At 71.9% G+C, this 13,820-nt stretch carries 13 protein-coding genes and 1 pseudogene; 2 read left to right on the top strand and 12 right to left on the bottom strand.

The annotated features are described in order from the left end of the window. Positions 1-370: 370 nt before the first annotated feature. From nuoE to LL946_RS11520, 7 genes and pseudogenes are all read right to left on the bottom strand, one after another. Positions 371-1,288, bottom strand: a pseudogene (gene nuoE, locus LL946_RS11550) (NADH-quinone oxidoreductase subunit NuoE); the annotation flags it as partial. Continuing rightward, positions 1,288-2,697 (bottom strand): NADH-quinone oxidoreductase subunit D, encoded by a 1,410-nt coding sequence (locus tag LL946_RS11545; RefSeq protein WP_404380776.1) that lies wholly within the window; start codon positions 2,695-2,697, stop codon positions 1,288-1,290. The gene LL946_RS11545 and the pseudogene nuoE, both read right to left, overlap by 1 nt. Then, entirely contained in the window at positions 2,697-3,482 is a 786-nt protein-coding gene (locus LL946_RS11540) for an NADH-quinone oxidoreductase subunit C (protein ID WP_404380774.1), read from the bottom strand. Before LL946_RS11540 ends, LL946_RS11545 begins: the two co-directional genes overlap by 1 nt. Continuing rightward, the gene (locus tag LL946_RS11535; RefSeq protein ID WP_404380772.1) at positions 3,479-4,075 is read right to left on the bottom strand and encodes a NuoB/complex I 20 kDa subunit family protein; all 597 of its coding nucleotides are present in this window, start codon (positions 4,073-4,075) and stop codon (positions 3,479-3,481) included. The genes LL946_RS11540 and LL946_RS11535 overlap by 4 nt, the downstream gene beginning before the upstream one ends. A gap of 76 nt (positions 4,076-4,151) precedes the next feature. Further along, on the bottom strand, positions 4,152-4,514 hold the full coding sequence (locus LL946_RS11530; protein ID WP_404380770.1) for an NADH-quinone oxidoreductase subunit A: 363 nt from the start codon (positions 4,512-4,514) through the stop codon (positions 4,152-4,154). Beyond that, entirely contained in the window at positions 4,511-5,776 is a 1,266-nt protein-coding gene (locus tag LL946_RS11525; protein ID WP_404380768.1) for an NAD(P)/FAD-dependent oxidoreductase, read from the bottom strand. The genes LL946_RS11530 and LL946_RS11525 overlap by 4 nt, the downstream gene beginning before the upstream one ends. Positions 5,777-5,969: 193 nt before the next feature. Beyond that, positions 5,970-6,665 (bottom strand): demethylmenaquinone methyltransferase, encoded by a 696-nt coding sequence (locus LL946_RS11520; RefSeq protein WP_404380766.1) that lies wholly within the window; start codon positions 6,663-6,665, stop codon positions 5,970-5,972. A 73-nt stretch (positions 6,666-6,738) separates the two neighbouring features. Here LL946_RS11520 and LL946_RS11515 point away from each other — a divergent pair, with 73 nt between their 5' ends. After that, a complete protein-coding gene (locus LL946_RS11515) occupies positions 6,739-8,040 on the top strand; it encodes an isochorismate synthase MenF (protein WP_404380764.1) in 1,302 nt (433 codons plus the stop codon). Between the two features lie 223 nt (positions 8,041-8,263). Next, positions 8,264-8,695, top strand: a complete 432-nt coding sequence (locus LL946_RS11510; protein ID WP_404380762.1) for a hypothetical protein — start codon at positions 8,264-8,266, stop codon at positions 8,693-8,695. Positions 8,696-8,786: 91 nt separating this feature from the next. Here LL946_RS11510 and LL946_RS11505 read toward each other — a convergent pair whose 3' ends face one another. Genes LL946_RS11505 through LL946_RS11485 form a run of 5 tightly spaced genes read right to left on the bottom strand, consistent with a single transcriptional unit; the run spans position 8,787 to position 13,715 of the window. Further along, the gene (locus LL946_RS11505) at positions 8,787-10,016 is read right to left on the bottom strand and encodes a geranylgeranyl reductase family protein (protein WP_404380760.1); all 1,230 of its coding nucleotides are present in this window, start codon (positions 10,014-10,016) and stop codon (positions 8,787-8,789) included. A 26-nt stretch (positions 10,017-10,042) separates the two neighbouring features. Then, positions 10,043-11,821, bottom strand: a complete 1,779-nt coding sequence (gene menD / locus LL946_RS11500; protein WP_404380758.1) for a 2-succinyl-5-enolpyruvyl-6-hydroxy-3-cyclohexene-1-carboxylic-acid synthase — start codon at positions 11,819-11,821, stop codon at positions 10,043-10,045. After that, complete coding sequence (locus tag LL946_RS11495) at positions 11,821-12,279, bottom strand: DUF3817 domain-containing protein (RefSeq protein ID WP_404380756.1); 459 nt, start codon at positions 12,277-12,279, stop codon at positions 11,821-11,823. The genes menD and LL946_RS11495 overlap by 1 nt, the downstream gene beginning before the upstream one ends. Beyond that, a complete protein-coding gene (locus LL946_RS11490) occupies positions 12,276-13,454 on the bottom strand; it encodes an esterase/lipase family protein (RefSeq protein WP_404380754.1) in 1,179 nt (392 codons plus the stop codon). The genes LL946_RS11495 and LL946_RS11490 overlap by 4 nt, the downstream gene beginning before the upstream one ends. Before the next feature lie 27 nt (positions 13,455-13,481). Continuing rightward, positions 13,482-13,715: a hypothetical protein gene (locus LL946_RS11485; protein WP_404380752.1), complete on the bottom strand. Its 234-nt coding sequence runs from the start codon at positions 13,713-13,715 to the stop codon at positions 13,482-13,484. Positions 13,716-13,820 lie beyond the last annotated feature (105 nt).

Raw genomic sequence — 13,820 nt, 5'->3', positions numbered from 1 at the left:
AGACCTCGGCCCTGGTGCGCGAGTACGAGGGCGACTTGGGCGTGTGGAAGAGCATCGAGCGCGAGTTGCCCTTGATCTCCCAGCCCTCGGGTCCGCTGCCGTCGGTGAGGGGCGTGACCGTGCCGTCGCCGTAGGACGAGGTCACGAAGCCGGCGGGCGCCTCGCCACCGGTCTGGACCGTCGGACCCTGCGATGCCGGCGAGGCGGGCGTGCCGGTGAGGGGTGCGTCGCCCCTGGGCTCGGCCTCGGCGGTCGTGGACCCGTCGTCGAAGAGCGTTGCGGGCTCGGCCTCGGCCTGAACCGTCGAGGGCTGGGCCGGAGCGGCGTCGCCGTCCTTGCCGCCCTTGCTGCCGTCGTCGGCCTTCGCGTCGTCGGCCTTGGTCGGCGTGGTCTCGGTGGCCTCGTCCGAACCCGGCTTGGTGGCGGAGGAGTGCGCCTCGCCGGTCGTCGGCTCGGCGGCGCCCTTGGCGGGCACCTCGGCCTTCGCGGGCTCGGCTCCCGTGGCGTCATCGGTCGACGCTGCCGCCGTCGTGCCGGGCTGCTCGGCTGCGGCGGGCCTGTCGTCCCTGCGCTCGGCGCGCGGCGCCTCCCAGCCGTTCTCGTGGGCGACCTCGAGGCCGCGCAGCGAGGCCGGACCGGCGCCGACGCCCTGGTCGGCGAGCCCGTCGTGGAAGCCGGCGAGGACGCGCGACATCTGCTTGAACGTGCACACCGTGTCGGGGCCGCGGGTCGGCCTCACCGGGTTGCCCTCGCGCAGGTCGTCGACGAGCTGGTTGGTCGACTCCGGGGTCTGGTTGTCGAAGAACTCCCAGTTGGCCATGACGACGGGGGCGTAGTCGCACGCGGCGTTGCACTCGATGCGCTCGAGGGTGACCTTGCCGTCCTCGGTGGTCTCGTCGTGGCCGATGCCGAGGTGCTCGGAGACCGAGTCCCAGATCTCGTCGCCACCCATGATCGCGCAGAGCGTGTTGGTGCAGACGCCGACGGTGTACTCACCGTTGGGGTGGCGCTTGTACTGGGTGTAGAAGGTCGCCACACCCGAGACCTCGGCGCGGGACAGGTCGAGGACCTCGGCGCAGAAGTCGATGCCACGACCGGTGACGTAGCCATCGACCGACTGCACGAGGTGCAGCAGCGGCAGCAGCGCCGAGCGCTTCTGCGGGTAGCGGGCGATGACCTGCTCGGCGTCGGCGTGGAGCTGCGCGAGCTGCTCCACGGCATACGGCTCCTTCGACTCCGCCGACACCGTGAGGTGACCGGCAGCCGTCTGCAATCCGTAGTGCTCCATCAGCGGTCAACGCCTCCCATAACCGGGTCGATGCTGGCGACGGCGACGATGACGTCGGCGACCTGGCCGCCCTCGGACAGCGCGGCCACGGCCTGCAGGTTGTTGAAGCTCGGGTCCCGGAAGTGCGCCCGGAAGGGTCGCGTCCCGCCGTCGGAGACGACGTGGCAGCCGAGCTCACCCTTGGGCGACTCGATCGGCACGTAGGCCTGGCCGGCCGGCACGCGGAAGCCCTCGGTGACGAGCTTGAAGTGGTGGATGAGCGACTCCATCGACGTGCCCATGATCTCGCGGATGTGGTCGAGGCTGTTGCCCTGGCCGTCGCTGCCGACGGAGAGCTGGGCCGGCCACGCGATCTTCTTGTCCTCGACCATGACCGGGCCGTGGACCTTCTTGAGCCGCTCGACGCACTGCTCGACGATCTTGAGCGACTCGTACATCTCGTCGAGGCGAATCCGGATCCGGTCGTAGGCGTCGGCGCCGGTGCGCGTGATGACGTCGAAGTCGTAGGTCTCGTAGCCGCAGTAGGGCTGGCTCTTGCGCAGGTCGTGCGGCAGGCCGGTCGAGCGCAGGATCGGGCCGGTGATGCCGAGCGCCATGCAGCCGGCGAGGTCGAGGTAGCCGACGTCCTTGGTGCGGCCCTTGAGGATCGGGTTCTCGTTGAGGAGGAGCTCCAGCTCGCGCAGGCCGGCGCGCAGCTGCGGCACCGTGTCGTTGATCTGGTCGAGGCAGCCGTGCGGCAGGTCCTGCGCCACACCGCCCGGGCGGATGTAGGCGTTGTTCATGCGCAGGCCGGTCACGGCCTCGAAGATCCGCAGGATGCGCTCGCGCTCGCGGAAGCCGACGGTCATGACGGTCGTCGCGCCGAGCTCCATGCCACCGGTGCCGAGGCACACGAGGTGGGAGTTGACGCGGGTGAGCTCCATCATGAGGACGCGGATGATGCTCGCGCGCTCGGGGATCTGGTCCTCGATGCCGAGGAGGCGCTCGATGCCGAGGCAGTAGGTCGCCTCCTGGAACATCGGCGTGAGGTAGTCCATGCGCGTGCAGAACGTCACGCCCTGCACCCAGGTGCGGTACTCCATGTTCTTCTCGATACCGGTGTGGAGGTAGCCGATGCCCGCGCGGGCCTCGGTCACCGTCTCACCATCGAGCTCGAGGATGAGCCGGAGCACACCGTGCGTCGACGGGTGCTGCGGACCCATGTTGACGACGATCCGCTCCTCGTGGAGGGAGGTCGCCTCGTCGACGAGGTCACCCCAGTCGCCACCGGAGGCGTTGAAGACGCGGGCGCCCTCCTCGCGGTCGGCATCGGTCGTGGCGTAGGGGTCGGTGCTGGCGCTGCTGTCGGTCCCGAGGTCAGGGTCCAGGCCCGGGCTGTCCTCGTAGACGGTCTCGTCGTGAGTGGCCATCAGTTGTACGACCTCCGCTCGTCGGGCGGCGGGACGGTGCCGCCCTTGTACTCCACCGGGATGCCACCCAGCGGATAGTCCTTGCGCTGGGGGTGGCCCGGCCAGTCGTCCGGCATGAGGATCCGGGTCAGGGCCGGGTGGCCCTCGAAGACGATGCCGAACATGTCCCACGTCTCGCGCTCGTGCCAGTCGGCAGCGGGCCACGTCTCGACGACCGACGGGATCGTCGGGTCGCCGTCGGGCGCGCTCACCTCGAGGCGGACGCGGCGGTTGTGGGTGATCGAGAGCAGGTGGTAGACCGCGTGCAGCTCGCGGCCGACCTCGCCGGGGAAGTGCACCCCGGAGACCCCGGTGCAGATCTCGAAGCGCAGCTGCGGGTCGTCGCGCAGGGCACGAGCCACCGTCCGCAGCGCCTCGCGGCGCACGTGCAGGGTCAGCTCGCCGCGGTCGACGACGACGCGCTCGATGGCCGATCCGTATGCCGTGCCACCGGTCTCGCCGAGCGCCCGCTCGAGCGTGCCGGTCAGCTCGTCGAAGTAGCTGCCGTAGGGCTTTTCGGCCGAACCCGGGAAGAGGATCGGGGTCCGCAGGCCGCCGTAGCCGCTCGTGTCGCCACCGCGGGTGGGCCCGAACATGCCACGACGCTCGCCGATGCGGACGGGCGTCGTGTCACCGTAGGCGTTGGCCTCGGTGAGGTCGAGGTCGGTCGCGTGCAGGTCCTCGGAACCGGTGACCGGCTCCGGCGCGGTCGCGTCGGGCGCGGGGGGCTTTGTGTCGTCGCTCATGCGAGGAGGTTCCTCCCGGGCGTCGCGGTGAGGGCGCCGTGGTCGTGGGTCGGCGGCATGAGCGACGTCGGGACGGCGCGCAGGGCGGCCTCCTCGGCGGCACGTGCAGCGGCGACCCGGTTGACTCCGAGCTTGGAGTTCTGGATCTGGTCGTGCAGCTCGATGATCGCGTTGAGCAGCATCTCGGGACGCGGCGGACAGCCGGGGAGGTAGATGTCGACCGGGATGATGTGGTCGACGCCCTGGACGATCGCGTAGTTGTTGAACATGCCGCCGGAGCTGGCGCAGACGCCCATCGAGATGACCCACTTGGGGTTCGGCATCTGGTCGTAGACCTGGCGGACGACCGGCGCCATCTTGTTGGACACGCGTCCGGCCACGATCATGAGGTCGGCCTGGCGCGGCGTCGCCGAGAAGCGCTCCATGCCGAAGCGGGCGATGTCGTAGTCGGGCGTGCCGACGGCCATCATCTCGATGGCGCAGCACGCCAGTCCGAACGTCGCCGGCCAGATGGAGGCCTTGCGCATGTAGCCGACGACGTTCTCCAGGGTCGTCAGCACGAAGCCTGCGGGCAGCTTCTCCTCGAGTCCCATCAGAGACCCCTTCCGTTCGGGTCAGGCAGAGCAGTGGCGCGCGCGAGCGCGTCGGGGGCACACGGCATACGGGTCATCAGTCCCACTCCAGTCCGCCGCGCTTCCACACGTAGGCGTAGGCGACGAACACGGTGAGGATGAACAGGACCATCTCGACGAGCGCGAAGAGCCCGAGCTGGTCGAAGGCGACGGCGAACGGGTAGAGGAACACCGACTCGATGTCGAAGATGATGAAGAGCATCGCCGTGAGGAAGTACTTGATCGGCACGCGACCGCCACCCTCGGCACGCGGCGACGGCTGGATGCCGCACTCGTAGGGCTCGGACTTGGCGCGGTTGTAGCGCTTCGGTCCGACCACGAGGCTGGTGCCCACCGAGCCGGCGGCGAAGACGAAACCGAGCGCCAGGAGGAAGAGGATCGGGACGTAGGGGTTGCTCATCGCTGGTCAACTCCCCTTTCGGTGCCAGGGTGTGCGGCGGCTCGGGTCACGCGCTTCATCGTAGACGGCGTGACGCAGGTCTCAACTGCAGTGTGGTTCGGGGCGGTGACGCGGGCGAGGACGAGCTTCATGAGCGGCTCGCGGGGCAGTGCCCACGTGGTCACGAGGCGCGTCGCGCGGGGGTTGTCGAGGACGCGCGCGGCGGCCCGTCCCAGGGGCCGGTGCCGTCCCAGCGCGCGAGCGAGAACCGCGTCGTATGCCGTGAGCTCGGCCTCGCGCCCGGCTGCGCCTGAGTGGGTGAGGGCGCGGGCCACGGCCACGGCGGCGAGGCGTCCGGAGGTCAGTGCGGCGGTGAATCCCTCACCCGTCACGGGGTGGGCAACCGAGGCTGCGTCGCCGACGCGGAGGACGCCGTCCGCGTAGTACGGCGAGGTGGTCACACCGGTGCCGAGTCGGTCACCGCTGACAGCGCCGGTCATCGAGGACTCGGTGAGCTGCCAGTTGGCCGGGAGTGCGGTGAGCCACCGCTGGAGGACTCCGGCGCAGGCGTCGGCCGTCGCGGTCGTGTCCTCGGCAAGGGCTCCGACGCCGACGGTGACGCGTCCGTCGCCGCGGCCGACGATCCAGCCGTGGCCGGGCAGTGCGGCGCCGTCGCCGGCGGACAGGCGGAGCCAGGACTCGACGTGGTCATCGGTGTGGCGCGGACTCTCGAAGTCGGCGCTGACGGCGACGGCCCCACGCGAGCGGGTGCCGACGCCGGCGCCGGCGTCGAGGGTGCCGCCCGAGGCGTCGATGACGACGTCGGCGCGCACGGCGCCGTCGGTCGTGGTGACACCGTCGACCCGACCCGCGGCGTCGCGGGTGAAGCTAGTGACTTCGGTGCCGCGACGCAGGCGCGCGCCGGAGCGCACGGCATACGAGGCAAGGGTGTCGTCGAGAGCGGAACGCGAGGTGGTGAGGCCGTGCGCGGGACGTCCGCCGGCATCGGGCCAGGCGAGGGCGAGACGCATGCCGCCGCCGACGAAGCGGACGCCGGTGGTGCGCTGCCAGCCCTCGGTGTCGGCATCGCCGAGCCCGAGGACCTCGAGCTCGCGCACCGCGGCGGGTGAGAGCGCTGCGGCTCCCGTGCGCGTCGAGGCGTCGGGGGTGCGCTCGAGGACGAGGACGTCGTGCCCGGCCGCGCTCAGGTGTGCCGCAGCAGCGGAACCGGCTGGGCCGGCTCCGATGACGACGACGCCTGCGGCGTCAGGGGGATACGTCAACGACACACCTTGCTTGTGAAAGTCTTCACGAACACCGACCTACTCTATGCAGCCGATTTCGCACCCTGCACTAAGGCGAACCTAAGTCCACACGGCTGCCGCATTATCGGGTCACCCGATACAGCGGCGCTCGGCCCGAGTTGGCATCCGGGGTCGAGCGGGACCAAGTCGGGTCGAGCACGCGCGTCCGGCGTCAGGCCTGCTTGACCGCTCGGTGAAGCGCGACGATCCCGGCGCTGAGGTTGCGCCACTCGACCTCGCTCCACCCGGCGGCGGCGACCCGCGTCGCGAGCGCGCGCTGGTCGGGCCAGGCCTGGATCGACTCGGCGAGGTAGACGTAGGACTCCGGGTTCGAGCTCACCTTGAGGGCGACGCGGGGCAGCGCCTCCATGAGGTACTCGCTGTAGACCTTGCGGAAGGCACCGTTGACCGGCTGGCTGAACTCGCACACGACGAGGCGACCACCCGGCCTGGTCACGCGGGCGAACTCGGCGAGGGCGGCGTCGACGTCGGCGACGTTGCGCAGCCCGAACGACATCGTCACCGCGTCGAAGGACTCGTCGGCGAACGGCAGCTTCATGGCGTCGGCGGCGGTGAAGCCGAGGTCGTCACGACGCTTCTTGCCGACGCGGAGCATCCCGAGGGAGAAGTCGGCGGGCACGACGTGGACACCCGTGTCGGCGAAGGGCTCGCTCGACGTGCCGGTGCCGGCGGCGATGTCGAGGACCCGCTCCCCCGCCTTGGCGTCGACCGCCTTGAGGACGGCGCGCCGCCAGAGGCGGTCCTGGCCGAGGGACAGCACGTCGTTGGTGACGTCGTAGCGCTCGGCCACGTCGTCGAACATCGCGGCGACGTCGCGCGGTTGCTTGTCGAGGGAGGCGCGGCTCATGGCGTCATCCTCTCACCGCGTCCGGGCGGCTCGGTGCGGGACTCCGGCGTCGGCGGGACTACGCTCACCGGTGATGACGTCGCTGCCCACGTCCGGCCCGGACACCTCACCCCTCGCGCCCCTGGTCACGCGCACCGTCCCGCTGTCCCCCGCGGACGGCACCGCCCTGCTGTCGCTCCTGCCTGCGGCGGACGCCCGTGACACCACGTCGTGGGTGCGCCGCGGCGAAGGGCTCGTGGGCTGGGGTCGAGCCGCGTCGGTGACGGCTCACGGGGCGTCGCGCTTCGAGGTGCTCGAGTCGTGGTGGGAGTCCGTGTCCGCGTCCGCCGTGGTCCGGGACGAGGTCGACCTGCCGGGCACCGGACCGGTCGCCTTCGGCGCCATCTCGTATGCCGCTGACTCGCCTTCCGGCGCCACGCTCGTCGTGCCCTCGGTCGTCATCGGCCGACGCGGCGACCACTGGTGGGTGACCACCACGACGACGACGGACGCGCTTCCGCCGAGCGTGGAGCCGGTCGCTCACGGCGACGTGGAGGCGCCCGGCGAGGTGGCCTTCGCCGACGGCTCGCTGTCACCGACCGAGTGGGCCGGTGCCGTAGCCGAGGCAGTGGCGCGGATCCAGCGCGGTGACCTCGACAAGGTCGTCCTCGCCCGCGACCTCGACGTCCGCACGGCTGCGCCGATTGACGTGCGGTGGCTGCTGGGCCGGCTGGCCGAGAGCTACGAGTCGACGTGGGTCTTCGCGGTCGACGGGCTGGTCGGCGCGACGCCCGAGATGCTCGTGCGCCGCGAGAAGGGCCTGGTCACTTCCCGCGTGCTCGCCGGGACCATCCGCCGCACCGGCGACGACGAGCACGACCTCGCGCTCGCCGCGTCGCTGGCGCGCTCGTCGAAGGACCTCGAGGAGCACGAGTACGCCGTGCGCTCGGTCGCCGATGCCCTGGCCCCGCACTGCTCCTCGATGAACGTGCCCGAGGCGCCGTTCGTGCTGCACCTCTCCAACGTCATGCACCTCGCGACCGACGTGGCCGGGGTGCTCACCGACGACACCTCGTCGCTCGCGCTGGCCGCATCGCTGCACCCGAGCGCAGCCGTCTGCGGCACCCCGACGCCGGTGGCCGACGCGCTCATCTCCGAGCTCGAGCACATGGACCGCGGCCGCTATGCCGGCCCGGTCGGCTGGATGGACGCCAGCGGCGACGGCGAGTGGGGAATCGCATTGCGGTCAGGCGCGATCCACCCGGAGGACCCACGGCGGATGTCGCTGTACGCCGGCTGCGGGATCGTCGCCGGCTCGGTGCCGGAGGCCGAGGTGGCCGAGTCGGACGCCAAGCTCATCCCGATGCGCGACGCCCTCACCGCCCCCCGTCCCTGAGGCACCGTGCCGCCTTGTCGGGGCCATCTCGCGCTTTCGGGCCCACATCTTGCCCCGGCGACGCGAGGTACGGGCGACAACCGGATCAATGTCAAGGCCGTGGCCGACGTCGTGAGCCGCCGCGACCCCGCCGCAGCCCGCCCGCGGAACGAGGCAGCTCTTCGCGCGCCGCCCGCAGCAGGATCGCAGCAGATTCGCAGCGGGTGGATCCATCCTCTCGCGCATGACACTCACACGGATGACCTTCACTGCAGCAACCGCCGCCCTCCTCATGCTCGGGACGTCGACCCAGGCCAACGCGGCCACCCTCGAGCTCGACACGATGTCCGGCGTCTCGTCGATGGCGAGCTGCCAGGCGCTCTCGTCGCACCCGGCAGGTGACGCCTGCTACCACGCCTACGGCGACTACTTCTACCTCCGGGACCAGAGCGGACCCGGCAAGGTGGCGGTCCACTGGAAGCTCGGGGACGACTCGCGCCGGGGCCTCATCCGGTGGGGCGCGACCGACCAGTTCGTCATCGGCGTCATGAACAAGAACCTGCCGGAGGGCAAGCAGGTCGGCATCCGCTTCGGCGTCTGCATGACGTCGGCCTGCGACTCCCTCTCCGAGGTCAACTTCGAGGGCAGCAGCTGGCGCTGGACCACCACCGGCTGAGCGGGGAACCAGCGGACGCATCGCCTGCACCCGACCTCGAGGGGTCGGGTCGGGTGCAGGTCGGTGCGGCGGCCGGAGAGGGTCGCGCGGGTCAGGTGAAGGGCGGGCGCGAGTCCAGGGCGATCGACCGCCGCCCGGCCCAGCGCCACACGCGTGCAGCACGGTCGCGGTCGTCGTCGGTGACGAGGTTGCCCATCCACCGCAGCGCGAGCGTCATGAGCCAGTCCGAGCGCATGCCGGCCGGGCCCAGTGCCGGCAGGATGCGCGGCACGGTGACGACACCGGCAAGGCGGCGGGCGATCGAGAACGCCTCGCCGTAGTGCTCCTGGAGCGTCGCCGGCCAGGTGACGGAGAGATCGGTGTCGAGCAGGTCGACGACCAGACGGCCGCCCTCGAGCCCGTAGTCGATGCCCTCTCCGTTGAGCGGGTTGACGCAGGCGGCGGCATCACCGATGAGCGCCCAGTTGGGCCCGGCGATGTTGCTCACCGCGCCGCCCATGGGCAGCAGCGCACTCGTGGGCATCCTCGCCTCGCCGCTCAGCGCGAAGTCGGCCCGCCGCTCCTCGACGTAGTGCGCCATGAGCGGCTTGATCGCCACCTCGGCGGGTCGCTTGGTCGTGGCCAAGGTGCCGGCGCCGACGTTCACCGTGCCGTCGCCGAGGGGGAAGATCCAGCCGTACCCGGACAGGATCTCGCCGGTCTCACCCCGCAGCTCGAGGTGGCTGCTGATCCACGGGTCGTCGGACATGGCCGAGTCGACGTAGCAGCGGCCCGCCACCGCATAGACGGTGTCCTTGTGCCACTCGCGACCGAGCACCTTGCCCAGCGGTGAGCGCACGCCGTCGGCGACGATGAGCCGCTCGCACTCGATCTCGAACGTCTCGCCGTCGCGCTGGAACGTCACCGCGCGCACCCGGCCACCCTCGAGCCGGGCGTCGACCGCCTTGGCCCCCTCGACGCCGAGGGCACCAGACTTGAGCGCCGTCGTGCGGAGGTGGTCGTCGAGCTCGGTCCGCGCGACCGCCGAGCCGTAGTCGGGCAGCGACCCACCCGGCCACTCCAGGAGCAGCGTCTGGCCGAACCCGTGCGCGCGCAGGCCCTGGTTGACGGTGTGCGCGCGGACCCAGTCCTTGAGGCCGAGGCGCTCGAGCTCGCCGATGGCGCGGGGCGTGAGCCCGTCGCCGCAGGTCTTGTCGCGGGGGAAGACGGCGGCGTCGGCGAGGACGACGTCGCGGCCGGCGCGGGCCGCCCATGCCGCTGCCGCCGATCCGGCCGGGCCGGCTCCGACGACGAGGACGTCCGTGCGCTGGGGGGTGGTCACTCGCTCATTCTCGCAAGGCCGGACCCTCAGCCCGAAATCGCCAGCGCCTCGCGCGCGACCTGCCGCAGCCGCTCGTGCGCTGCGCGGTGCGACTCGGGGTCGACCGGCACCTCGACGACGGTGATTCCGTCGGGCTCCGCGGACAGGGCCGCGGCCGCCTCATCGCGCGTCTGCGCGAGGACATGGCGTATGCCGTGTGCTCGGCACAGTGCCCAGAAGTCGGTCCCCGTCGGCGTGCCGAAGATCCGGCCGAAGTCGTCAGCGCGCTCGGGGGCGCCGTGCTCGAGGGTGCGGAAGATCCCGCCGCCACCGTCGTTGGTCACGAGGACGGTGAGGTCCGGGCGCGGCTCATCGGGACCGATGGCCAGCGCGTTGCCGTCGTGGAGGAAGGTGAGGTCGCCGACCCACGCGTAGCTCGGCGCGTCGGTGGTCAGGGCGAGGCCGATCGCCGTCGAGAGGCACCCGTCGATACCGGCGAGCCCACGGTTGGCGACGACGCTCAGAGGTGCGCTCCGAGGAGCCGCGCCGAGGTCGAGGTCACGCACCGGGTTGGACGACCCGACGAAGAGCTGGGCCCCCTCCGGCAGGGCCTCCCCCACCACGGCACCGACGGCCAGTCCCGTCCCCCACTTCGCCGGGGATGCCGAGACCGCCTGCGCCAGACGGGATCCCGCGTCCTGCCAGGCACCCAGCCATGCCGCGTCGGGAGTGGCGCCGTTCGAGTCCGTGAGCGCGGAGAGGGGGTGCACGGCGTGGGCGACGTGTCCGGGGTCGGACCACTGCGGCTGGGCGCTGACGACCTCGACGCGGACAGCCGGGTGGCGCAGCATTCCGGCCACCGCTCGGGACAGGGTGACGCGGCCCACCACGAGGACACGGTCCGGGAGGTGCTGCTCCAGCCAGTCCGCCGCAGTGAGCAGCAGCGGGCCGTGGGGCAGGACGCCGGCCCGGTCGTGGTCCCCGAACGGCTCGGCGACGACGGGGTACCCGTGACGGCTCGCCCAGTCGAGCACCTGCTGCGAGGGGATCGAGGAGCCCAGGTCACCGAGCACGACCAGCGTCCGCGGGACGTGCTCGACCCCTCCCCACGACATGGCCGTCGTCGGTGCCGGCGGCATGACCCACGGCCGACCCTCGGCGCGCCCCGCCAGCCCCTGCGACTGATTGCCCGTAGCGGCGGGGAAACTGCCGGTTCCACGAGGCTGGGAGGCGCCGCTACGGGCAATCAGTCGGTCGTCGTCGGGGGTGAGGGGGTCGCGGAAGCCGACGTCGAGGTGGACTGGACCGCCGGCACCGTTGCCGGGTCCGGCCAGCATCGAGCCGGTCGCGGCGGCGAGCGCACGGCATACGGAGGTGCGGTGGGGGGCGCCCACGGACTCGACGGACTCCGGCGCGGGAAGGTCGACCGACCAGCGCACCGCCGACCCGAACATCCCCGGTTGGGCGGTCGTCTGGTTGGCGCCCGTGCCGCGCAGCTCGTGCGGCCGGTCGGCCGAGATCACGACGAGCGGCACGCCGGTGTGGTGCGCCTCGAGGACCGCGGGGTGCAGGTTGGCGACGGCCGTCCCCGATGTGGTGATGACAGGAACCGGTGTGCCAGAACCCTTCGCGAGCCCCAGGGCCAGGAAGCCGGCGGTCCGCTCGTCCACTCGGACGTGCAGGCGGAGGAGTCCGTCGCGCTCGGCCTGCTGGACGGCATACGCGAGGGGGGCTGAGCGTGATCCGGGTGCGAGGACGACGTCCCGCACGCCACCGCGGACGAGCTCGTCGACGAGGATGCGAGCGAGCGCGGTGGACGGGTTCATCAGCTGCCCGACGCGGGCGGTCCGACGAGGAGGGCGGCGCCGGTGAGCCCGGCAACGGCCACCACCCCGGCGACCGCGGCCAGTCCCGGGTTGCGGGTGAGCCACGCGAGGGCAAGCTCGGGCGCCGTGGTCGGCGTCTCGTCGCCGGCCCCGAACCGCCACGGACCCTCGAGCAGGCCCGAGGACTCCGCGCGCCGGTCGAACAGGATGGTGGCGAAGGGCGGCACGGCGCTGACGAGGGCGAGCATGCCCACGCCGAGCTGCCAGCGCTGGTTGACCCACGTCGTGATGGCGACGAGCCCGTAGGCGATGAAGACGACCCCGTGGACCATCCCGAAGATCCGCACGCCGAGGTCGGTCGTCTCGGTGACGTACTTGAGGAACATGCCGACGAGCAGCAGGGCCCAGGTGATCGCCTCGGCGACGGCCACCCGGCGGAAGAGCAGTTTGGGGGTCACGAGTCGCGATTCTGCCACCGCCGCTCCGCACGGAACTCATGCACCACCGGTCGCGCGCCGGGTGCGAGAGCCAGCGCCGGGGCAAGGCCGGCCCGCCAGTGACGCAGCGAGACGTCGCCGGACCGGTCCACCCGAGCCGCCGTTGCGCGGTAGGCCGAGAGCGCGTGGGCGCCCGCGGCGAGGTGGGCCCGGACGTCGAGCGGCGCCGTGGTCTCGACCGTCGTCCAGCTCCGCCGGTCCGGTGGCGGCGACAGGTCGAGCGCGTGCACGGGGTCGGTGTCGTGCTGGAGCGAGAGCACCTGGGTCGAGCCGGGGATCGGGAAGTCGTCGATGGGTGAGCCGGCCGTGACGACGTGGCTCACGCGATGGTTCCCGGCGAACGCAGGGTCCGAGGCGAGCGCTGCGGCGACGATGCCGCCCTGGCTGTGCCCGACGAGGACGACCCGGTCACGCGCACTCGCCCGAGCGCCCTGTGCGAGATCCAGCGCCCGCGCTGCAGCGACCTTGGAGGCACTGGTCGCGCTGAGCATGAGCGAGACGTTGGCCGACCAGTCCATCGGGACCGACCCACCCTCGAACCAACCACCGTGCGTGCCCGGCACCTGCACGACCCACGTCGTGGTGCCGTCGCTCGCGGCGAGCTCGATGACGCGGACGCCGCCCTCGCTCTCGCGGTCGCCGAGCGACTCGAGACCGGCGAGGAGCGAGTCCGCGGAGGTGGGGACGGGCACGCAGTCGGGAGCCGGCACGGCGGTGACATCGACGTCCCACCCCTCCCCCTCGTCGAGCAGTCCGAACGCGTGGCCCGTGGATTCCGACACCAGCCAGGCCAGCACCATCGCCTGGTCGTGCAGTCCGGCCACGAGGCCACGCGCGGTCGCCTCGGCAGACTCGTAGCCCGCGGCCGCACGGTCGGTCGACACCGAGAGCTCCCGGAGCCGCCGGACCACCTCGTCCACCCGCTCACGCGTGTCGCCCGACTGGGACCTGGCCCGCCCGAGCAGCTGGACCAGCTCCGGTGACACCACGACCGGCAGCAACGGTGCCCGCCACGGGCCCGGCGCTGCCTCGTCGACCACGCCCGCAGCCACCCGCAGACGGGACGCCGCCCGGCGCAGGTCCTCGACGGCGACCTCCACGCCACCGGCGCCACCGGTGACGTCGAGGTCGCTCACGAAGCCCTCACACGCCCCATGACGACCTCACGCCGCCCTCTCCGCTGCGTCCGCCAGCCGGTCGAGCAGGTCGGCGACGGAGTCCTCGCGCTCGGCGAGCTCGTGCATCTCTCGGAGCCGCCCCGCGACTGCCCTGCGGAACTCGACCGACGAGGGGCCACGCCAGCTCAGCTCGGTGACCCCCGCCAGCATCCGGCACTCCTGCCGCGTCGTGTCCGCCGCCAGCCGCCACCGTGCGGCCCGCTCCCTCAAGGTCTCCACGTCCACCATGCGAACAGCCAACTGCCACAGGCGATCCCACGTCGACCCAGAGATCATCGCACTGTGGACAAGGCGCGCCACTCACCACGCCTGTGGACAGGCGCG

The sequence above is a fragment of the Knoellia locipacati genome (assembly GCF_044791685.1).
GTDB lineage: Bacteria > Actinomycetota > Actinomycetes > Actinomycetales > Dermatophilaceae > Knoellia > Knoellia locipacati_A.
This window is presented reverse-complemented; position numbering and strand designations above follow the sequence as displayed.

Excerpts from the sequence above, each read along its gene's own strand:
- LL946_RS11545 (WP_404380776.1), bottom strand. The coding sequence starts at position 2,697 with ATGGCCACTCACGACGAGACCGTCTACGAGGACAGCCCGGGCCTGGAC.
- LL946_RS11540 (WP_404380774.1), bottom strand. The coding sequence starts at position 3,482 with ATGAGCGACGACACAAAGCCCCCCGCGCCCGACGCGACCGCGCCGGAG.
- LL946_RS11535 (WP_404380772.1), bottom strand. The coding sequence starts at position 4,075 with ATGGGACTCGAGGAGAAGCTGCCCGCAGGCTTCGTGCTGACGACCCTG.
- LL946_RS11530 (WP_404380770.1), bottom strand. The coding sequence starts at position 4,514 with ATGAGCAACCCCTACGTCCCGATCCTCTTCCTCCTGGCGCTCGGTTTC.
- LL946_RS11520 (WP_404380766.1), bottom strand. The coding sequence starts at position 6,665 with ATGAGCCGCGCCTCCCTCGACAAGCAACCGCGCGACGTCGCCGCGATG.
- LL946_RS11515 (WP_404380764.1), top strand. The coding sequence starts at position 6,739 with ATGACGTCGCTGCCCACGTCCGGCCCGGACACCTCACCCCTCGCGCCC.
- LL946_RS11510 (WP_404380762.1), top strand. The coding sequence starts at position 8,264 with ATGACACTCACACGGATGACCTTCACTGCAGCAACCGCCGCCCTCCTC.
- menD (WP_404380758.1), bottom strand. The coding sequence starts at position 11,821 with ATGAACCCGTCCACCGCGCTCGCTCGCATCCTCGTCGACGAGCTCGTC.